This window comes from Streptomyces sp. NPDC002640 (assembly GCF_053592575.1).
In genome coordinates this window covers 138,200-155,839 of the sequence record NZ_JBSFVZ010000007.1, presented here as the reverse complement: position 1 = coordinate 155,839, position 17,640 = coordinate 138,200, and the positions used below count along the sequence as shown (strand labels likewise).

The window sequence follows — 17,640 nt, the reverse complement described above, 5'->3', positions numbered from 1 at the left end:
GGGCAGGGCAGTAGATCGTGCGAAGATCACACCGCCCTGCCCCGGTCCGCGTCGGCCGCACGACATAAACTCCCCCTGTCAGGGCAGCTCCGACGGTGCAGCTCCCATCCGGCCGGGCACGCCCCGAAGCGGCCCGGCAGCGTCCCCCGCACCCCGTCCCCAGGGAGCCGCCCCATGGCCGAACACCCCGCCTACCCCGTCGGCCTGCGCCTGACCGGCCGTCGAGTGGTCGTGCTCGGCGGCGGCCAGGTCGCCCAGCGCCGCCTCCCCGCCCTGGTCGCGGCCGGCGCCGACGTCACCCTCGTCTCCCCGTCCGCGACGCCCTCCGTCGAGGCGATGGCCGACGCCGGCGAAATCACCTGGGAGCGCCGCCGCTACGCCGACGGCGACCTCACCGGCGCCTGGTACGCCGTCGTCGCCACCAGCGACCCCGCGGCCAACACCGCCGCCTCCGCCGAGGCCGAGCGCGCCCGGGTCTGGTGCGTCCGCTCCGACGACGCCGACGCCGCCACCGCCTGGACCCCCGCCACCGGCCGCGCCGGAGGCGTCACCGTCGCCGTCCTCACCACCGAGGCCAAGGACCGCGACCCGCGCCACACCGCCGCCATCCGCGACGCCGTCGTCGAGGGCCTGCGCGACAACACCCTGGTCGCCCCGCAGCACCGCACCAAGACCCCCGGCGTCGCCCTGGTCGGCGGCGGCCCCGGCGACCCCGACCTGATCACCGTGCGCGGCCGCCGGCTGCTCGCCGAGGCCGACGTGGTCATCGCCGACCGCCTCGGCCCCCGCGACCTCCTCGACGAACTCCCGCCGCACGTCGAGGTCATCGACGCCGCGAAGATCCCCTACGGGCGGTACATGGCCCAGGAGGCCATCAACAACGCCCTGATCGAGCACGCCAAGCAGGGCAAGGCCGTGGTCCGCCTCAAGGGCGGCGACCCGTTCGTCTTCGGCCGCGGCATGGAGGAGGCCCAGGCGCTCGCCGAAGCCGGCATCCCCTGCACCGTCGTGCCCGGCATCTCCTCCTCCATCTCCGTCCCCGCCGCCGCCGGCATCCCCGTCACCCACCGCGGCGTCGCCCACGAGTTCACCGTCCTCAGCGGCCACGTCGCCCCCGACGACGAGCGCTCGCTGGTCGACTGGGCGGCCATGGCGAAGCTCACCGGCACCCTCGTGATCCTGATGGGCGTCGACAAGATAGGCCGCATCGCCGAGACGCTGATCGCCCACGGCAAGACCCCGGACACCCCGGTGGCCCTCGTCCAGGAAGGCACCACCAGCGCCCAGCGGCGGGTGGACGCCACCCTCGCCACCGTCGCCGAGGTCGTGCGCGCCGAGGACGTCCGGCCGCCCGCCGTCATCGTCATCGGCCCCGTCGTCTCCGTCGGCGCCGCCACGCTCCAGTAAGGCACCCCCTCCGCATGACCGACCTCATCCCCGTCGACGACCCCGCCGACCCCCGCCTCGCCGACTACACCGACCTCACCGACGTCGAACTGCGGCGCCGCCGCGAGCCCGCCGAGGGCCTGTTCATCGCCGAGGGCGAGAAGGTGATCCGGCGGGCCGTCGCGGCCGGCTACGGGATGCGGTCGATGATGCTCACCCCCAAGTGGACCGGGGTGATGGCCGACCTGACCGGGTCCACCGACGCACCGGTCCACCTGGTGACCCCCGAGGTCGCCGAACAGGTCACCGGCTACCACGTCCACCGCGGCGCGCTCGCCTCCATGGAACGCGAGCCGCTGCGGGACGTCGCCGAACTCCTCCCCGGAGCACGGAGGGTGGCCGTCTTCGAGGACATCGTCGACCACGCCAACATCGGCGCGGCCTTCCGCAACGCCGCCGCCCTCGGGGTCGACGCCGTGCTCCTCACCCCGCGCTGCGCCGACCCGCTGTACCGGCGGTCGGTCAAGGTCTCGATGGGCACCGTCTTCCAGGTGCCGTGGACCCGGCTCGAGTCCTGGCCCGCGGACGTCGACCGGCTCCGCGACGCCGGCTTCACGGTCGCCGCCCTGTGCCTCAGCGACCGGGCCGTCACCCTGGACGAACTGGCCGCCCGCCGCGACGACCGGCTCGCCCTCGTCTTCGGCACCGAGGGCGACGGCCTCAGCCCTCGCGTCCTCGCCGCCGCCGACCTCCACGTCACCATCCCCATGACCCAGAACGTCGACTCCCTCAACGTCGCCGCCGCCTCCGCCGTCGCCTTCTACGCGACCCGCCCCCACCCGGCCTGACCACGGCCCACGGTCACCAGTCCCGCACCGACTCCACCCCCTCGAACAGCGCCTCCCGAGCGGCGCCCAGGTCACGTCCGGTATCCCTCCGAGCCTCGTCCACCAGGAAGCCCAGAGCGTCGAACAGTTCCTCGCGTTCCACGGTTTCGATGAACGCCCAACGGCTGTCCAGCGCGTTCAGAGCGGTGCCGAAGGCATGCCCCACCCCGGTGACACGGTCCCGGCTGCCACCCCCGTGGACCTCGGTGAGGAACGCCTCCCGCGCGGCCCGGTACCGGGCGAGGACCTCGCGGTACACGGCGCGGGGTATGTGCTCGCGGCCGTCCCAGTCGCGGAGCGGGTTGGCGGCGTTGGCGGCGACCCACTCCGGACTCCGGGCGCCGTGGACGTCGAGCTGCACGCCGTGCCGCTCCTGGGGGCGCCACGCCTCGCGCATCGCCTTGGCGTACTCGGCCGGAATGCCGTACAGCCGCACCTGCTCCAGCTTTGGGACGTGGCGTGGCAGCAGGCAGTCGGACGCCTCCATCCCGAACAGTTCGCGCACCGACAACCCCTGCAGCCACGGCAACCGGTTCAGGGCGGCCGCCGAGGTGAGCGTGCCCATCGTGCCCGACAGCGACAGCCGGGTCAGTGCCGGGAAGCAGGCCACCAGGCGGGCGCAGTCGAGCCGGGTGATCCCGTGGACGCGCAGATGGCGGACGTCCGTCCGCGGGGCGCCGTCGCCGTGTTCCGCGGTCACCTCGGACGCGGAACACGTCAGCGCGTACGGGGCGTCCCGGTCCTCCCGGTCACCGGCGTCCCACCGCCGCTGCCTGGCCAGTTGCTCGCCGCGCCCCCACTGCGGGGACCAGGCGGGCGACGGCGCGGTCACCAGCGGCGGCAGTGAGCCGATCACTGTGAAACTCCTCGGCACCACCCAGCCGTGGTTGCAGTGCGCCAGCGCGCCGCCCCAACTGTGGTGGGTGAGCCGGAGCGGCCCTACGTCGCCCAGGTCCGCCACGGTCCCGGGCTCGGGCCCCGACCAGTCCAGTGCGAGGACCGCGACGCTCCGTGTCGCGGCGTCGACACCGGTGATCTGCGAGGCGGTCCAGGCGCCGAGTGCCTCGGAGTGCACCGCCACGACGTCACCGACGGCCACCGGCCTCGGCGGTTGCTTCTGTGCCATGTCCGGAGGCTAGCCGCGGGGTCCGACAGCCACGTCGCGGCGGCCGACCCGTGATCAGAGTCTCTGTGGCGTACCGCCCGGAGCCGCTCGGGTCGACTCCACGGGAGCCGCCCCCGAGGTGTCGGAGGGGCCCTGGCAGCCCTGGACGGCGGCGATGCCGAGGGCGACCAGCAGGGTCACCACCACGAACACGATCAGCCGCTGCCGCAGCAGCCGCGGATTCGCGGGCCGCAGCTTCGTCCCGCTCCGCGCGCCCCCGCCGGAGCCGCCCGCGCCCGTGCCGGACGCCGGGCGCCCGCCCCGGGACGCCGCGGCCCCGCCGCCCCGGGACCCGCCCGTGGACGACGGGCGGCGCCGCGCCGGCGTCGGGCCCGAGGACCGCCGCGCGGCCGGCGCCGACGACGGACCCGTGCCGCCCGAGGACCGCACCGGCGTCCGGCCGGCGGACGGGGAGGCACCCCGCGGCACCGGCGTCCGCACCGTGGACACCCCCGCGCCGTCCTCGCGCCCCGCCGGACGCACGTCTCCCAGCACCAGCCCCTGCGCCTCCCGCGCCGCGATCTCCTTCAGCCGCAGCGACAACTGCAGCGTCGTCGGCCGCTGTTCCGGATCCTTGGCCAGGCACGCCCGCACCAGCGGCGCCAACGCCCCCGGCACGCCCCGCAGCTGCGGCTCCTCGTGCACCACGCGGTACAGCATCACCTCGGAACTGCCGTGCCCGAAGGGGGAGTCACCGGTGGACGCGTACGCCAGCGTGGCACCCAGCGCGAACACGTCGGTGGCCGGCGTGACCGCCGCCCCCCGCACCTGCTCGGGCGCCAGGAAGCCCGGCGAGCCCACCGCCGTGCCGACATGGGTGAGCGTGGACGCGCCCGTGGCCCAGGCGATGCCGAAGTCGATGATCCGCGGGCCCTTGGGGGAGAGGAGGATGTTGGACGGCTTCAGGTCACGGTGGACCACCCCGGCCTCGTGCACCGCGACGAGCCCCTCGGATAGCGCCGCGCCGACCGCCGCGACCTCCGCCGCCGGCAGCGGGCCCTCCTCGGCGACCTTGTCGTGCAGCGACGGCCCCGGCACGTACTGCGTGGCGAACCACGGCCGCTCCGCCTCCAGGTCCGCGGCCACCAGCCGCGCCGTGCACCCGCCCCGGATCCGCCGCGCCGCCGACACCTCGCGGGCGAAGCGGGACCGGAACTCCTGGTCCTCGGCCAGGTCCGGCCGGATCACCTTGAGCGCGACCCGCTGACCCCGCCGGTCGGAGCCCAGGTAGACCACGCCCATCCCGCCCGCGCCGAGCCGCCGGTGCAGCCTGAACGAGCCGACGACGCGCGGGTCCTCGCGCCTGAGGCGCATCATCGCCATGTTCATCCCCGCTGCCCGGTCCGTGTGACGAGCCAACAGCTTACGTTTCCCGGCCGCGCCGTGCGCTCAGGCCGCGCCCGCTCACCCCACGGGGAACGCGTTTGCGGGCCCGCGGCTGCCAAGATGCCGCCCCCGTAAGGGGTTTGGCGACGTCGCCGCCACGTGAAGCATGTCACTCGCGCCCCCGGTCCGCCACCGGCTCCGCCCCTCGCTTCTCCACCCTGGGAAGTAGCGCACGCCGCCGTATTCATCCGGGGGCATGACGTCCGGCGCCGGTTTCCGCGCGAGGATTCGGTGTGTGGCCACGCAGTCGTCGTCCGAGGGCGTGGTGCCGGGGCGCCCAGCGCGTCCCGGGCCCGGAAGAGCGGTCCGGGTGGGGACACCAGCCCTGACGAACCCCGTGGGGACGGGGGTACGACGGACGGCACCACGCCGGCGCGGCGCGATCGCCGCGCCGGCGTGGGGTTTCCGGGGCAGCCGTCGCCCCGCCGAGTCGTCCTCGTCAGCCTCGTCAGCACGACGATCACCTGCCCGCGTACGCTCACGGCCATGCCGGCAGACCTGCACGCCCACGCCCGCGCCGCGGCCCACCCCGCCTCCGCGCCCTGCCCCGGCTGCGTCACCGCGACCCTCGCCGACCGCCCCGACGCCACCGTCGTGCGCCACCACCGCACCGTCGCCAAGGCCCACGCCCCCGGCACCGACCCGGCCGAGCTCAGCCGCCGGGTGGCCGTGGCCGCCGCCCTGCCGGAGATCCTGCTGCCCCCGCTCGACGCGCCCCCGGCCCTGCTGGACGGCCGTCCGGCGACCTGCTGGCCGCTCGGCCTCCCCGTCGACCCCGACGACCCGGCCGCCGCGCCCTGGGAGGACGCCGCCACCCTGACCGCCCGCCTGCACCGCGCCCAGCCGCCGCCCGGCCTCCCCGCCATGCGCGGCCCCGAGAAGGCCGCCCTCGCGGTCGCCCGCCTCCTCGCCGAAGCCCCCGGCCACCCCGCCGTACCCGCGCTGCTGGGCGCCTGGGCCGCCCTCCCGCCCTGGGCCCGCGCCGAGGAACCCGCCCCGCCGGAACTGGGCGCCGCGCTCTGCCACGGCGACCTCCACCTCGGCCAGCTGGTCCGCCATCCCGCGCCCGACGGGCCGTGGCGGCTGATCGACGTCGACGACCTGGGCGTCGGCGTCCCCGCCTGGGACCTCGCCCGCCCCGCCGCCTGGTACGCCTGCGGCCTGCTCCCGGCCGACGCGTGGCGGCGCTTCCTGGACGCCTACCGGTCCGCCGGCGGTCCCGCCGTGCCGCCCGACGGGGACCCCTGGCCGGCCCTGGACGTCCCGGCCCGCGCCCTCACCGTGCAGACCGCCGCCCGCTCCGTCACCAAGGCCGCCCTCGCCGGACGCCCCGTGGACGAGGCGGAGGAGGCGCTGATCGACGCCTGTGGCCGGATGACCGCCGGGCGGACCGGAGCGGTGTGACCAATCCTGCCGTTCGAGGTGCAACCGGCCGCCGCCGGGGGAGAGTCTGTGGGGGCGAAGCCGACGCGGCGCCAGAACACGCACCGCGATACGAGGAGTTGATCCGTAGATGCACTGTCCGAAGTGTCACGCGCCGATGCACACCTACAACCGCAACGGGGTCCAGATCGAGCAGTGCTCCGGCTGCCGCGGGATCTTCCTGGACTACGGGGAGCTGGAGACGCTGACCCGGCTCGAGGCGCAGTGGTCGCAGCAGGCGCCGCCGGCCGCGCCCGCCGCCCCCGCCTGGGGCGCCCCGCACGCCGGTCACCACGGCGGCCACGGCCACCACGGCGGCCACGGTCACCACCCGCGCAGCTTCGGCCGGATGCTCTTCTCCTCCTGAGCGGACACGCGAGAGCCCCCGTCCACCGGAGTGGACGGGGGCTCTCGTCACCGTGTGCGCGATACTGGGATTGAACCAGTGACCTCTTCCGTGTCAGGGAAGCGCTCTCCCGCTGAGCTAATCGCGCGGGGGTATCGCCTCGGGTCCTGAGACCCGACGGCCCCGGAGGGCCAGTGCGCGATACTGGGATTGAACCAGTGACCTCTTCCGTGTCAGGGAAGCGCTCTCCCGCTGAGCTAATCGCGCGGGGATCCTTGCGGATCAAGATCCTTGCGGACCAGTGGACGATACTGGGATTGAACCAGTGACCTCTTCCGTGTCAGGGAAGCGCTCTCCCGCTGAGCTAATCGTCCTTGGAGGTGGAGACGGGATTTGAACCCGTGTAGACGGCTTTGCAGGCCGTTGCCTCGCCTCTCGGCCACTCCACCAGGAGCACAGGGTTTCGGGAAGATCCCCTGCTCTTTCGAGCGGACGACGAGGCTCGAACTCGCGACCTCAACCTTGGCAAGGTTGCGCTCTACCAACTGAGCTACGTCCGCCTGTCGTTTCGGTCCGCTTCCGCGTCCCGGCGACGTGTTGAACTTTAGCCCATTCCCGGGCCAGTACAAAAACGCGTTTGCGCAGCATGCCGCCACCGAGCCCCCCGGCGCCCGTTCCGGCAGGTACGCGGCCGCTCACCCAGGGGCCCGGCCCACGGCCCGCCGGAGGCCGTCCCCGGCGCCGACCTACACTCGGCCGGGTGCAGCACCTCCCACCCCTCGCCCGGTTCGGCGACCTGGTCGCCACCGGTCTGCTCGACGTCACCGACGACCCCGCCGCGCTCGACTCCAGCGGCTTCTGGGCCGTGGCCGCGGACTACGAGGGCCGGCTGACCTGCGCGCGCTTCGCCGACGTCCGCCGCGAGCCGGTCCCCGCGCCCGTCCCCGGCCGCTGGCCCGCGCCCGCCACGGGCGACTGGACGTCCTCGCTCGACCGCGCCGCGTACACGGCGGGCGTGCGGCGGATCCACCGGCACATCGCGGCCGGCGAGGTCTACCAGGCCAACCTCTGCCGCGTCCTCACCGCCCCGGTCGCCCCGCACGCCGACGTCGACGACCTCACGGCCCTGCTGGCGCGCGGCAACCCGGCGCCCTATGCCGGAACGATTCGCCTCCCCGGGCACGGCGTGGAGATCGCCACCGCCTCCCCGGAGCTCTTCCTCGCCCGCCGAGGGAGCGTGGTCGAGTCCGGCCCCATCAAGGGCACCGGCCGGACCGAGGCCCACCTGCTGCCCAAGGACACCGCCGAGAACGTGATGATCGTCGACCTGGTCCGCAACGACCTGGGCCGCGTCTGCCGCACCGGCAGCGTCACCGTCCCCGACCTGTGCGCGGTGGAGAAGCACCCCGGCCTGGTCCACCTGGTCTCCACGGTCCGCGGCGAGCTGCTGCCCGGGGCGGGCTGGCCCGAACTGCTGGCCGCCGCCTTCCCGCCCGGGTCGGTCACCGGCGCCCCCAAGGAGAGCGCCCTGACCGTCCTGGCGGCCCTGGAGACGGCCCCGCGCGGCCCCTACTGCGGCGGCGTCGGCTGGGTGGACGCCGACCGCGGCCGCGCCGAGCTGGCCGTCGGCATCCGCACCTTCTGGATCGACCGCGACCCGTCCGGGTCCGCCGTGCTCCGCTTCGGCACCGGCGCCGGGATCACCTGGGACTCCGACCCCGAGCGCGAGTGGGCGGAGACCGAGCTCAAGGCGTCCCGGCTGCTCGCGGTAGCGTCGGGGACGTACGACACCAGTGGAGGGACCCTTTCGTGAAGATATGGCTCGACGGCGGGCTGAAGGACATCGAGTCCGCCCGCGTCTCCGTCCTGGACCACGGCCTGACCGTGGGGGACGGCATCTTCGAGACGGTGAAGACGGTCGAGGGAAAGCCCTTCGCGCTCACCCGCCACCTGGACCGGCTCGCCCGCTCCGCCCGGGGCCTCGGCCTGCCCGCCCCGGACGCCGACGAGGTCCGCCGCGCCTGCGCCGCGGTGATCGAGGCCAACCCCGGCGTCGCGCTCGGCCGCCTGCGGATCACCCTGACCGGCGGCCAGGGCCCGCTCGGATCCGCCCGCGGCGACCAGGGCACCACCCTGGTCGTGGCGCTCGGCGAGGCCCGGCCCCGCCCGGACTCCACGGCCGTGGTCACCGTGCCCTGGACCCGCAACGAACACAGCGCGGTCACCGGCCTGAAGACCACCTCCTACGCGGAGAACGTGGTCGCGCTGGCCCGCGCCCAGGAACAGGGCGCCTCCGAGGCCCTGTTCGGCAACACCGCCGGGCAGCTCTGCGAGGGCACCGGCTCCAACGTCTTCGTCGTCGTGGACGGCGAGATCCTCACCCCGCCGCTCGCCTCCGGCTGCCTGGCCGGCATCACCCGCGAGCTGGTGGTCGAGTGGACCGGCGCCCAGGAGACCGACCTCCCGCTGGACGTCCTGACCCGCGCCGAGGAGGTCTTCCTGACCTCCTCGCTCCGCGACGTGCAGGCGGTGCACCGCGTCGACGACCGTGAACTCCCCGGCGTCGAGGGCCCGTCGACGGCCAAGGTCATGCGGATCTTCGCCGAGCGCTCCGGCGACGACCTCGACCCGTAGTCGCGGGCGCCCGGGTGGGGTAGAACCACCGCATGACCACCACCCTGCGGCCCATCGAGCCGTTGCAGCAGGAGGCCGACGGGACCCGCACACGCCGCTTCCAGGTGTGCGTGAACAGCCGTCCCGTCGGCGCCGTGCGCCTGGGCACGTCGGAGGCGTTCGGCGCCGCGGTGGCGCGGGTCCTGGAGCTCCGGATCGACGAGGCGGACCGCCGGCGCGGCCGCGGCACGGTGGCCGCGCTGGCCGCCGAGGAGGTCGCCCGGGTCTGGGGCTGCCGGCGGATCGAGGTCACCGTGCCGGCCGGCGCGGAGCCCGCGCTGCGGCTGGCGGAGGCGCTCGGCTACACCCCGCGCAGCCGGATCATGGAGAAGCGGCTCGGCACGACCGCCCCCGCGCTGCCCGCCGGGAGCCGCGCGCGGCCCATGACCGCCGAGGAGTTCGCGGACTGGCGCGTGGGCGAGGTGGCGGCCTTCGCCCGCGAGTGGATCGACCGGGGCGTGCCCGAGGAGGAGGCGCTGGCCGCCTCACGCCGGGGCCAGGCGCGGCTCCTGCCCGACGGCCTCGACACCGCGGGCATGGAGTTCCACGTCCTGGAACACGGGGGCGAGCGGGCCGGCATGCTCTGGCTCCGGCTGGGCGGGGACCCGGAGCCGCCCTACGTCTACAAGGTGGAGACCGAGGAGTCCCGGCGCGGACAGGGGCACGGCCGCACGCTGATGCTGCTGGCCGAGGCCCGGGCCCTCGCCGCGGGACGGCGCGTCCTCGGCCTCAACGTCTTCGCCGGCAACACCCCGGCGGAGCGCCTCTACGCCTCCCTGGGCTACCGGCCGACCCTGCACCACCTGGGCAAGCCGCTGCTCTGACCCGCCCCCGCCGCCCCCGCGGACCCGGCGGTCAGACCTCGCCGAGGAGGCGGTCGGCCACCGCCTCGATCCGGGCGCGCAGGCCCTCCTGGCTCTTGCCGCCGTCGAACCGCTCCCCGTCGATCACGTAGGTGGGCGTCCCGCTGACCCCGATCGCCTTGCCCTCGGCCTGGTCGGCGTCGACGATCAGGATGTGCCGGCCGTCCACCAGCGCCGTGTCGAACTCCTCGGCGTCCAGGCCGAGTTCACGGGCCGTCTCGACCAGCAGCGCCTCGCCGCGCCGGTCCAGCTCCTCGACCCGCCCGAGCACCGCCTCGACGTACTCCCAGCCCTTGCCCTGCTCCAGCGCCTCCTCGGCGGCCTGCGCGGCGGCGAAGGCGTGCTTGTGCTTCTCCAGCGGGAAGTGCCGCAGCCGCACCTCCAGCCGGTCGCCGTAGCGGGCGCGCAGCGCGCGGACGTCGTCCAGGGCGGTGCGGCAGTCGGGGCACTGCAGCTCGCACCAGACGTCGAGCACGAGGGGGGCGGGGGTGCTGGAGGAGGTGTCGCTCATGCCCCCAGTCTCCCAGCCGCGCCGGGTCCGCCGGTCCCCAGGGGGAGATCCCGGAGATCTCCCTGATTCCCGCTCCGTGTCGTGGCGCCGCCTCGTGCGGCGGGGGCACGATGGAGGGGGAGCGCGAACCCGAGCGGCATCCGGCCGCCGGCCCGTCCGTCAGGAGGCCCTGATGCTCGCCGAGACCATCTGCAGCGCGGTGTCCGTGGCCGGCCTGGGCATCGCCGCGATCACGGCGTTCCGGCGCCGTTTCCTGACCGCCGCCCGAATCGCCGCCTACGCCCTGATCCCGGTCGGGCTGGTGATGATCGGCGCCGTCGCCTGGGTGGCGGAGACCGCCTTCAGCCCGACGGCCTGGGCGGGCTTCGGCCTGCTGGGCGCGGCCTGGCTGCTGTTCCTGCTCACCCGCTTCGTGGAGCGCCGCCGCCTGCGCCGGGCCGGGGTGGCCCCGGCCGAGGGGCGCCCGGCCGCCGCCGGCGGCGCGCAGCGCCGGGCGGTGGGCACGGCCCCGGAGCAGGCCCGCCCCGCGCCCAAGGCCGGCTCCGGCGACCAGGACGACTTCAGCGACATCGAGGCGATCCTGAAGAAGCACGGCATCTGAGGCGCCGGCCGTCGGCCGAGGCGGGTGCGGTGGCGTTGCCGTGGCTGCGGAATGATGATCCGACCGGTTTCGTCGATGATCCCGGCGTGCTCCCGGACCGGTCCGATCCGGTCGGGAAGCGCGCCGGTCGGCCTACGGTCGGCGCACTACCGTGCAGGGCGGGCCGCTTGATCGACTTCGGTTCGCGCGTCGGCCCATGATGGCCGCGAGATGCTGGACACGACTCGGAGCGGGGCCGAAGCACCTCCGGAGGGAGACGAGCCCGAGCCCCGCGGGTGCCTCTTCGCCCTCTCCCAGCCGCCGCTGATGATCTTCCTGGCGGTGATCGGGACCCTGTTCCTCATGGCAGCGCTGCACGACCTGCTGCTGCTGTGAGCCGGCCGCGCGCGTCCCCGGCGACACCCGTCGGGGGCGGCGTTCTCAGCCGCCGCGCCGGCGGCTCAGCCCGCCGCTTCCTTGCGCCGGGCCCGGTAGGCCGCCACGTGCAGCCGGTTCCCGCAGGTGCGGCTGTCGCAGTACCGCCGCGAACGGTTCCGGGAGAGGTCCACGAAGGCCCGCCTGCAGTCCGGCGCGTCGCAGCGCCGCAGCCGCTCCCGCTCCCCGGCGACCACGAAGAAGGCCAGCGCCATCCCGCAGTCCGCCGCCAGGTGGTCGGCGACCGAGGCTCCCGGGGCGAAGTAGTGGACGTGCCAGTCGTAGCCGTCGTGGTCGGTCAGCCGCGGAGTGGTGCCCGCCGCCGCGACCAGCTCGTTGATCAGGCCCGCCGCGATGCGGCCGTCCGGGGCGGTGAAGACCGCCGCGAAGCGGCCGCGCAGCCGCCGCACCGCCGAAAGGTCCAGCTCGGTCAGCGTCCCCACGTCGCTGATGCGGTGCCGAGCGACGAACGCCTCGAGTGCGCCGAGGTCCGCCAACCCGTCCGCCACGCCGTCCTCCGGCGAGGTGTTCACCAGGTCCACGACGGCGTCGAGGGCACACCTGGTGTCATGGGTGATCAGCACGTATCGCTCCCTGCCTGGGCATCCGCGGGCCGCCCGCCGATGGTGGCCGATCGTAATGGCTTTTCGGCCGGGGGGAAGGGCCGAGCGCCCGGCGGAACGCGACGGCGCCGTCGCCGCGGACGAATCCGCGGCGACGGCGCCGCTGCGTGCGTATGAAGTTGTGCCGGCCCGTATGAGGTTGTGCCGACCCCGGCCGTCTCCCCGAGTGGACGGCCGAGGCTCTTCGAGCTGCGGTGCGGCCGGGGCCGGAGGCGCCCCGGGGGTCTTCCGCCCTAGCTCTCCGCCAGGATGTGCGAGAGTTCCTGGTCGAGATCGAAGTGCCGGTGCTCCGTGCCGGGTGGCACGGCCGCGTCCGTACGCTTCAGGAAGGACTCCAGGGCCCGCGCCGGGGCCTCGAGCAGGGCTTCGCCCTCGGGCGAGCTCAGGGCGATGCAGACGACTCCCTGACCGTGACTGCGGGACGGCCAGACACGGACGTCGCCCGTGCCGGTGGGCCGGTGCAGCCCCTCGGCGAGGAGATCACGGGCGAACACCCACTCGACCGTCTCCTCGGCTCCGGTGTGGAAGGTGGCGTGCACGGCGTAGGGGTCGGCCGTGTCGTACCGCAGGCCTGCGGGGACAGGCAGTGAGGACTCGCTCGATACAACGAGGCGCAGGTGCAGCTCGCAGCTGACCGTGGTGTTCATAAGCGCCAGGGCCTTTCGCTCAGTGTGCGCTCGGGGATTCGCACGTCGGCGAAATCGACATGCCACACACGATGCCGTTGTAAACCCCTCTGAGGGTTTTGCGTGCGTTTATGTACCTCTTCTGGCCGAGGGTACTTCCTGTGAGGCGACCATTCCGGTGATCACTTTCCCTCGGGTAGGGTTTCTCGTGTGAATACGGGGAGTGACGAACCTGGGGGGACACGGGGGATGCGCACGACAGCGGGCGAGGTGGAAACCGACGTGACACAGGACGATCGTGGAACCCCGGCCGACGCCAAGGAAGGCGGCGCGCCGGGCGCCGGTGCCACCATGAGCGAGGTGGCGGACACGGAGAGCGCCGGACCGGCGGACGGGAGGCACGAACGGGGCCTGGGCTCACGCGCGCCGGGCTTCATCCGGCGGAGCCGGGCGCTCCATCTGAGCTGGCAGGTCGGCGTCTTCCTGGTCGGCCTCGCGGTGATCGCGGCCGGCGTGGTGATGCTGGTCGTGCCCGGCCCCGGCTGGGTGGTCATCTTCGCCGGCATGGCGATCTGGGCCACCGAGTTCGTGTGGGCCCAGCTGGTGCTGCGCTGGACGAAGCGCAAGGTCACCGAGGCCGCGCAGAAGGCCCTGGACCCCAAGGTGCGGCGGCGCAACCTGATCCTGACGTCGATCGCGCTGGTGATCGTGGCGGCCCTGTGCGGCTTCTACCTGTGGAAGTTCGGGCTGGCGCTGCCCTGGAACATCACGTCCCGGTGACCCGGGGGGTGGTGCGGAGCACCCCGTGACATGGGGTAATGTTCTTCCTGCGCCCGGGCGATTAGCTCAGCGGGAGAGCGCTTCGTTCACACCGAAGAGGTCACTGGTTCGAACCCAGTATCGCCCACCGACGAGGAGGGCCCGGCTCCGCGGGAACGCGGTGGCGGGCCCTCCTTCCGTTGTCCCTCCAGGGGCCTCGTGGCGCGCCCGTCCCGGCCGTGCCGGGGTAATTCGATGCGGAATTCACCGGATTGTTTTCGGTGGAACGCCGTGTATTTGTCCGTGCGTTCACGGACCCTCTTCCTCCGTTTATCCGGCGGGTCGTCAAGTCGTGCCCGTGCTTCGGTAATTCGGTGTCCCCGCACGAATGCGGAAATAGGAGCGGGGCCTTCCGCGGAGGGAATCCGGCAACTCGCCGCGACCTCCGGCGGGTTCGCCGCCCGCCCGGCGGGCCCGGCCCGAACGGGTCGTGGACACTGGGCTCATGAGGCCGCACGAGCTCGCCCGCTACCGCTTCTCCGGGCGCTGGACCCTCTCCGCCCCCCGCGGAGCCGTCTACAGCGCGCTGGAGCGCGTCGACGACTACCCCCGCTGGTGGCCCGAGGTGCGAGGGGCCGAGCGGACCGGCGAGGCCTCCGGCCGGGTCCTCGTCCGCTCCTTCCTCCCGTACGACCTGCGCATGGAGATCCGGGCGGTCCGGCGGGAACCGGAGAACGGCGTGCTGCAGGCCGCGCTCTCCGGGGACCTCGAGGGCTGGATGCGGTGGACCGTCCGCCCGGCCGGCCGTGGAACCCTGGTGGTCCACGAGCAGGAGACCGACCTCACCAAGCCGCTGCTGCGCCTGCTGGGCGTGCCCGGCCGGCCGCTGCTGCGGGCCAACCACGCCCTGATGATGCGCGGCGGGCGCCGGGGACTCGAGGCCTTCCTGGCGGGCGACGGGGAAGCGGTTTGAACCGAGGGGCGTCGGACCTGTATGGTTCAGTGCGTTCCCGGGCGATTAGCTCAGCGGGAGAGCGCTTCGTTCACACCGAAGAGGTCACTGGTTCGAACCCAGTATCGCCCACAGCACCGGAGGCGATCCGAGACCGCGACACAGCGGCCGGGTCGCCTCCGTCGTTCTGTCCTGCTGTGCTGCTGTGCTGCGGTCCTGCGGTCCTGCTGTCTCGCCGTCCGGCCGTTTCGGGGCCGGTCGCCTCAGGCCGCGGCCGTCAGGCCCGGACGCAGCGGCCAGGAGCGGTCCACCGTCTCCGGTGTCCCACTGCGCGCGAACCACGCCTCCAGGCCCTTCGCCTGCGCCGCGTGCCAGGTCTGCTGCAGCGTGTGCAGCTCCGCCGGGGACAGGCGCTCCAGCCGGGACGCGAACCGCCGCCCGACCGCCCGCGTGACCTCCATGGCCGCCAGCGCGTCCGCCGCCGCGTCGTGCGCCTCGGCCAACTCCACGCCGTAGAACTGGGCCAGGTCGGCCAGGGTCCGGCGCCCCTTGCGGTAGCGGTCGAAGTGCTTGTCCAGCACCCGCGGGTCGATCACCCGCAGCGGCGCCGAACGGAACCAGCGGTCCAGCGAGGACGCCCGGTGCCGGCGCAGCTCCCGGTCCAGCAGCGTCAGGTCGAAGGGCGCGTTCATCACCACCAGCGGCCGCCCCGCCGCGCACTGCTCGCCCAGCGTCCGGCCTATCTCGTACATCACCGGAGCGGGCCACCGGCCGTTGCGCTCCAGGTGATCCTGCGTCAGCCCGTGCACCGCGGTCGCCTCGGCCGGCACCGGGACCCCCGGGTTCACCAGCCAGCGGGTCGTCCGCGGCCTGGTCCCCGGCGCGTCCTGCACCACCAGGGCGGCCGACACGATGCGGTCGTTCTCCACGTCAACACCGGTCGTCTCCGTGTCGAAGGCGGCCAGTGGGCCCTCGTACCAGCACGTCATGTCTCCGCAACCCCTCGCTCAACTCCCCGCACACGCAAGGCGGCAGACGAAACGTCCGCCGTGCACCGGTGATACCCGGGCCGTTTGCGCCGTACGCCGGGAGGAGACAACAGAGATACGGGTCGGCGCAGTTCAGCGGCCCGGTCCTCGACTCGTCCGGCCGGAGAGGCTGTTGGGCATGGCTACGGCGCAGCCCGAGCGCGGCGGGCTGCTGCCCGACCGCACGGCGCACCCGCGCGGCACACTCGCCACCACCGCCTGCATGGAGACGCTCCAGGTGGGATACCTGCACGCCGTGGCGGCCGCCGCGGGCTGCTCGCTGTCCCAGCCGTTCCCCGACAACGGGATCGACTGGCACATCAGCCACAGCTCACCCGGCCACACGGTGGACGACGAGGTCACCATCAAGGTCCAGCTGAAGAGCACCTACCAGATACCGCCCCGCCCGCCGGGCCGGCACTTCTCCTTCACGCTGGACAACGGTCACCTGGCCAAGCTGGCCCGCACCCCCGTCACCGTCCACAAGATCCTCGTGGTGATGCTGGTGCCCCGGGCCCGCGACCAGTGGCTGACCGCGGGGCACGACCGGCTCGACCTGAGGCACTGCTGCTACTGGGTCAACCTCGCCGGCCACCCGGTCACCGGCCGCACCCGCACCACCGTGCGGGTGCCGACCTCGCGCATCTTCGACGACCGGGCGCTCTGCGACATCATGAACCGGGTCGGAAGGGGAGGCATACCGTGACGCACCGCCCGATCGACGACCCCGGCCGCGCGGGGGACACCGTGCGCCCTCTGACGCCGCGCCGGCACGGGCCGCGGCAGGGCGTGGGGCCGCGGCCCCAGGAGGCCCTGCCCGACCCCGGCCTGGTCGACCCCGCCGTGCTCGCCGCCCTGCTCGCCCGGCACGGCTGGCGGCGGCGCGGCGGCGCCCCCGGCCGCTACGGCCGCTGGACGCCGCCCGGACCGCGCGGCGAGCGGACCAGCCTGCTGGTGCCGGAGCACCGCGGCTTCCCCGACAGCGCCGACCTCCTCGGCGAGGCGCTGGACGCCCTCGCCCGCCTCGGCGAGCCCGCCGCCCGGGAGATCCTGCTCGCCCTCACCGTGCCCAGCGACGAGATCCGCTGGCGGCGCGACGTCCCCGCGGGCCACGGCGCGGGGCCCGCCGCCGCGCCCTGGACCGCGGAGGAGGGACTGCGGCAGGCCGCCCGCCACACCCTGCTCGCCGCCGCGCTGGCCGGGCGCGCCCGCACCGGCTACCACGGCGCCCGCCACCGCCGCGCCGCCGCGGCCACGCTGGACGACGTGCTGCTGCTCGGCGCCACCTCCGGCGGGCGGGTGCTCACCGCCTTCGCCCCGGTCGCCGCCGCCCGCCCGCTGGCCGTCCGGCTGCACCACGCGCTGCACGCCGCGCGCGAGGCGATCGACCACCGGCGGGCCACCGGGGGCATGGACGCCTTCGACGCCGCCGTCGCCGCAGGCGTCAGCCGCGAGCTCACCGAGGCGCTGATCTCCCTGGTGCGCGGGACCGAGGGAGCCGCCGTCACCGTCTCCTGGGCGCCCGCGGCCGGGGTGCCCGAGGGCTGCGGGCCCGACGCGGAACCGGTCGAGTTCTCGCCCGGCGACCTGCCCTCCCTCCGCGAGGCCGGCGCCCGCTACCAGTGCGCCGAGCCCTCCGTCTCCGTGCGGCTCACCGGCACCGTGGACCGGCTGCGCCGCACCGGGGCGGACCGCGGCGGCACGGTGCGGCTGCGGGTGCTCGCCGGGGCGGAGGTGCCGCACGTGCGGATCCCGCTCGACGAGGAGTCGTACCGCATCGTCGGCCAGGCCCACCTGGTCGGCCTGCCGGTCCGCGTCGACGGCCGCCTCGACAGCCGGGCCGGATTCCGCCGCCTCGTCGGCGCCTGCGGCGTCACCCCCGTCGCCGTCGACGACGCGGAACGCGACCGCCTGATGAAGTCCCTCCAGGAGAACCTCGACTTCTTCGAGGAGGCCTGCGGCGGCGACTGCGAGGGTTGACCGCTTCGCGCCCGGCCC

The 17,640-nt window shown here is 74.5% G+C and carries 19 protein-coding genes and 7 tRNA genes; 15 read left to right on the top strand and 11 right to left on the bottom strand.

Annotated elements, in window-relative coordinates; genetic code table 11:
• The first annotated feature begins 174 nt into the window (after nucleotides 1-174).
• Together cobA and ACWD3O_RS12040 are read left to right on the top strand one after the other, a co-directional pair.
• On the top strand, nucleotides 175-1,407 hold the full coding sequence (cobA, locus tag ACWD3O_RS12045; RefSeq protein WP_451410980.1) for a uroporphyrinogen-III C-methyltransferase: 1,233 nt from the start codon (nucleotides 175-177) through the stop codon (nucleotides 1,405-1,407).
• 14 nt (nucleotides 1,408-1,421) lie between these two features.
• A complete protein-coding gene (locus ACWD3O_RS12040) occupies nucleotides 1,422-2,234 on the top strand; it encodes a TrmH family RNA methyltransferase (RefSeq protein ID WP_451415761.1) in 813 nt (270 codons plus the stop codon).
• Between the two features lie 13 nt (nucleotides 2,235-2,247).
• Here ACWD3O_RS12040 and ACWD3O_RS12035 read toward each other — a convergent pair whose 3' ends face one another.
• The gene (locus ACWD3O_RS12035) at nucleotides 2,248-3,399 is read right to left on the bottom strand and encodes a hypothetical protein (protein WP_451415760.1); all 1,152 of its coding nucleotides are present in this window, start codon (nucleotides 3,397-3,399) and stop codon (nucleotides 2,248-2,250) included.
• A gap of 54 nt (nucleotides 3,400-3,453) precedes the next feature.
• Nucleotides 3,454-4,767: a serine/threonine-protein kinase gene (locus ACWD3O_RS12030; protein ID WP_451415830.1), complete on the bottom strand. Its 1,314-nt coding sequence runs from the start codon at nucleotides 4,765-4,767 to the stop codon at nucleotides 3,454-3,456.
• Nucleotides 4,768-5,310: 543 nt separating this feature from the next.
• On the opposite strand from ACWD3O_RS12030, the gene ACWD3O_RS12025 reads away from it, so the two are divergent.
• Both ACWD3O_RS12025 and ACWD3O_RS12020 read left to right on the top strand, forming a co-directional pair.
• The gene (locus tag ACWD3O_RS12025) at nucleotides 5,311-6,228 is read left to right on the top strand and encodes a phosphotransferase (protein ID WP_451415759.1); all 918 of its coding nucleotides are present in this window, start codon (nucleotides 5,311-5,313) and stop codon (nucleotides 6,226-6,228) included.
• Between the two features lie 109 nt (nucleotides 6,229-6,337).
• Nucleotides 6,338-6,613 (top strand): TFIIB-type zinc ribbon-containing protein, encoded by a 276-nt coding sequence (locus tag ACWD3O_RS12020; protein ID WP_451415758.1) that lies wholly within the window; start codon nucleotides 6,338-6,340, stop codon nucleotides 6,611-6,613.
• A 55-nt stretch (nucleotides 6,614-6,668) separates the two neighbouring features.
• On the opposite strand, the gene ACWD3O_RS12015 is transcribed toward ACWD3O_RS12020, so the two are convergent.
• From ACWD3O_RS12015 to ACWD3O_RS11995, 5 genes are all read right to left on the bottom strand, one after another.
• Nucleotides 6,669-6,740, bottom strand: a tRNA-Val gene (locus tag ACWD3O_RS12015).
• 47 nt (nucleotides 6,741-6,787) lie between these two features.
• Nucleotides 6,788-6,859: transfer RNA gene (locus tag ACWD3O_RS12010), tRNA-Val, on the bottom strand.
• A gap of 35 nt (nucleotides 6,860-6,894) precedes the next feature.
• A tRNA-Val gene (locus ACWD3O_RS12005) sits at nucleotides 6,895-6,966 on the bottom strand.
• A gap of 1 nt (nucleotide 6,967) precedes the next feature.
• Nucleotides 6,968-7,041 (bottom strand) — tRNA-Cys (locus ACWD3O_RS12000).
• Nucleotides 7,042-7,079: 38 nt separating this feature from the next.
• Nucleotides 7,080-7,152, bottom strand: a tRNA-Gly gene (locus ACWD3O_RS11995).
• A 200-nt stretch (nucleotides 7,153-7,352) separates the two neighbouring features.
• Here ACWD3O_RS11995 and ACWD3O_RS11990 point away from each other — a divergent pair.
• Genes ACWD3O_RS11990 through ACWD3O_RS11980 form a run of 3 tightly spaced genes read left to right on the top strand, consistent with a single transcriptional unit; the run spans nucleotide 7,353 to nucleotide 10,089 of the window.
• Nucleotides 7,353-8,405 (top strand): chorismate-binding protein, encoded by a 1,053-nt coding sequence (locus ACWD3O_RS11990; protein ID WP_451410976.1) that lies wholly within the window; start codon nucleotides 7,353-7,355, stop codon nucleotides 8,403-8,405.
• Nucleotides 8,402-9,226: an aminotransferase class IV gene (locus ACWD3O_RS11985; RefSeq protein WP_451415757.1), complete on the top strand. Its 825-nt coding sequence runs from the start codon at nucleotides 8,402-8,404 to the stop codon at nucleotides 9,224-9,226. The genes ACWD3O_RS11990 and ACWD3O_RS11985 overlap by 4 nt, the downstream gene beginning before the upstream one ends.
• Nucleotides 9,227-9,258: 32 nt before the next feature.
• Entirely contained in the window at nucleotides 9,259-10,089 is an 831-nt protein-coding gene (locus ACWD3O_RS11980) for a GNAT family N-acetyltransferase (RefSeq protein ID WP_451410974.1), read from the top strand.
• 31 nt (nucleotides 10,090-10,120) lie between these two features.
• Here the strand turns inward: ACWD3O_RS11980 and ACWD3O_RS11975 are convergent, their stop codons facing one another.
• The gene (locus ACWD3O_RS11975) at nucleotides 10,121-10,639 is read right to left on the bottom strand and encodes a DsbA family protein (RefSeq protein ID WP_451410973.1); all 519 of its coding nucleotides are present in this window, start codon (nucleotides 10,637-10,639) and stop codon (nucleotides 10,121-10,123) included.
• Nucleotides 10,640-10,811: 172 nt separating this feature from the next.
• On the opposite strand from ACWD3O_RS11975, the gene ACWD3O_RS11970 reads away from it, so the two are divergent.
• Both ACWD3O_RS11970 and ACWD3O_RS11965 read left to right on the top strand, forming a co-directional pair.
• Nucleotides 10,812-11,240, top strand: coding sequence for a hypothetical protein (locus tag ACWD3O_RS11970; protein WP_451410972.1), 429 nt, complete (start codon nucleotides 10,812-10,814; stop codon nucleotides 11,238-11,240).
• A 210-nt stretch (nucleotides 11,241-11,450) separates the two neighbouring features.
• A complete protein-coding gene (locus tag ACWD3O_RS11965; protein WP_356133946.1) occupies nucleotides 11,451-11,615 on the top strand; it encodes a hypothetical protein in 165 nt (54 codons plus the stop codon).
• Between the two features lie 65 nt (nucleotides 11,616-11,680).
• Here the strand turns inward: ACWD3O_RS11965 and ACWD3O_RS11960 are convergent, their stop codons facing one another.
• Both ACWD3O_RS11960 and ACWD3O_RS11955 read right to left on the bottom strand, forming a co-directional pair.
• A complete protein-coding gene (locus ACWD3O_RS11960; RefSeq protein ID WP_451410971.1) occupies nucleotides 11,681-12,238 on the bottom strand; it encodes a CGNR zinc finger domain-containing protein in 558 nt (185 codons plus the stop codon).
• A 272-nt stretch (nucleotides 12,239-12,510) separates the two neighbouring features.
• The gene (locus tag ACWD3O_RS11955; RefSeq protein ID WP_004002642.1) at nucleotides 12,511-12,924 is read right to left on the bottom strand and encodes an SsgA family sporulation/cell division regulator; all 414 of its coding nucleotides are present in this window, start codon (nucleotides 12,922-12,924) and stop codon (nucleotides 12,511-12,513) included.
• 330 nt (nucleotides 12,925-13,254) lie between these two features.
• On the opposite strand from ACWD3O_RS11955, the gene ACWD3O_RS11950 reads away from it, so the two are divergent.
• From ACWD3O_RS11950 to ACWD3O_RS11935, 4 genes are all read left to right on the top strand, one after another.
• Nucleotides 13,255-13,683, top strand: a complete 429-nt coding sequence (locus ACWD3O_RS11950; RefSeq protein ID WP_451415829.1) for a TIGR02611 family protein — start codon at nucleotides 13,255-13,257, stop codon at nucleotides 13,681-13,683.
• 55 nt (nucleotides 13,684-13,738) lie between these two features.
• A tRNA-Val gene (locus ACWD3O_RS11945) sits at nucleotides 13,739-13,810 on the top strand.
• A gap of 357 nt (nucleotides 13,811-14,167) precedes the next feature.
• Complete coding sequence (locus ACWD3O_RS11940; protein ID WP_451410970.1) at nucleotides 14,168-14,635, top strand: SRPBCC family protein; 468 nt, start codon at nucleotides 14,168-14,170, stop codon at nucleotides 14,633-14,635.
• A gap of 39 nt (nucleotides 14,636-14,674) precedes the next feature.
• A tRNA-Val gene (locus tag ACWD3O_RS11935) sits at nucleotides 14,675-14,746 on the top strand.
• 131 nt (nucleotides 14,747-14,877) lie between these two features.
• Here the strand turns inward: ACWD3O_RS11935 and ACWD3O_RS11930 are convergent.
• The gene (locus ACWD3O_RS11930) at nucleotides 14,878-15,603 is read right to left on the bottom strand and encodes an exonuclease domain-containing protein (protein WP_451410969.1); all 726 of its coding nucleotides are present in this window, start codon (nucleotides 15,601-15,603) and stop codon (nucleotides 14,878-14,880) included.
• 178 nt (nucleotides 15,604-15,781) lie between these two features.
• Between ACWD3O_RS11930 and ACWD3O_RS11925 the strand changes: the two genes are divergently transcribed.
• Both ACWD3O_RS11925 and ACWD3O_RS11920 read left to right on the top strand, forming a co-directional pair.
• Nucleotides 15,782-16,348, top strand: a complete 567-nt coding sequence (locus tag ACWD3O_RS11925) for a DUF4365 domain-containing protein (protein WP_451410968.1) — start codon at nucleotides 15,782-15,784, stop codon at nucleotides 16,346-16,348.
• On the top strand, nucleotides 16,345-17,622 hold the full coding sequence (locus ACWD3O_RS11920) for a hypothetical protein (RefSeq protein WP_451415756.1): 1,278 nt from the start codon (nucleotides 16,345-16,347) through the stop codon (nucleotides 17,620-17,622). Before ACWD3O_RS11925 ends, ACWD3O_RS11920 begins: the two co-directional genes overlap by 4 nt.
• The last annotated feature ends 18 nt before the right edge of the window (nucleotides 17,623-17,640 follow it).

Excerpts from the sequence above, each read along its gene's own strand:
- ACWD3O_RS12020 (WP_451415758.1), top strand. The coding sequence starts at position 6,338 with ATGCACTGTCCGAAGTGTCACGCGCCGATGCACACCTACAACCGCAAC.
- ACWD3O_RS11950 (WP_451415829.1), top strand. The coding sequence starts at position 13,255 with ATGAGCGAGGTGGCGGACACGGAGAGCGCCGGACCGGCGGACGGGAGG.
- ACWD3O_RS11975 (WP_451410973.1), bottom strand. The coding sequence starts at position 10,639 with ATGAGCGACACCTCCTCCAGCACCCCCGCCCCCCTCGTGCTCGACGTC.
- ACWD3O_RS11940 (WP_451410970.1), top strand. The coding sequence starts at position 14,168 with ATGAGGCCGCACGAGCTCGCCCGCTACCGCTTCTCCGGGCGCTGGACC.
- ACWD3O_RS12040 (WP_451415761.1), top strand. The coding sequence starts at position 1,422 with ATGACCGACCTCATCCCCGTCGACGACCCCGCCGACCCCCGCCTCGCC.
- ACWD3O_RS11965 (WP_356133946.1), top strand. The coding sequence starts at position 11,451 with ATGCTGGACACGACTCGGAGCGGGGCCGAAGCACCTCCGGAGGGAGAC.
- ACWD3O_RS12030 (WP_451415830.1), bottom strand. The coding sequence starts at position 4,767 with ATGAACATGGCGATGATGCGCCTCAGGCGCGAGGACCCGCGCGTCGTC.
- ACWD3O_RS12025 (WP_451415759.1), top strand. The coding sequence starts at position 5,311 with ATGCCGGCAGACCTGCACGCCCACGCCCGCGCCGCGGCCCACCCCGCC.
- ACWD3O_RS11925 (WP_451410968.1), top strand. The coding sequence starts at position 15,782 with ATGGCTACGGCGCAGCCCGAGCGCGGCGGGCTGCTGCCCGACCGCACG.
- ACWD3O_RS11970 (WP_451410972.1), top strand. The coding sequence starts at position 10,812 with ATGCTCGCCGAGACCATCTGCAGCGCGGTGTCCGTGGCCGGCCTGGGC.
- cobA (WP_451410980.1), top strand. The coding sequence starts at position 175 with ATGGCCGAACACCCCGCCTACCCCGTCGGCCTGCGCCTGACCGGCCGT.
- ACWD3O_RS11955 (WP_004002642.1), bottom strand. The coding sequence starts at position 12,924 with ATGAACACCACGGTCAGCTGCGAGCTGCACCTGCGCCTCGTTGTATCG.
- ACWD3O_RS11930 (WP_451410969.1), bottom strand. The coding sequence starts at position 15,603 with ATGACGTGCTGGTACGAGGGCCCACTGGCCGCCTTCGACACGGAGACG.
- ACWD3O_RS11980 (WP_451410974.1), top strand. The coding sequence starts at position 9,259 with ATGACCACCACCCTGCGGCCCATCGAGCCGTTGCAGCAGGAGGCCGAC.
- ACWD3O_RS12035 (WP_451415760.1), bottom strand. The coding sequence starts at position 3,399 with ATGGCACAGAAGCAACCGCCGAGGCCGGTGGCCGTCGGTGACGTCGTG.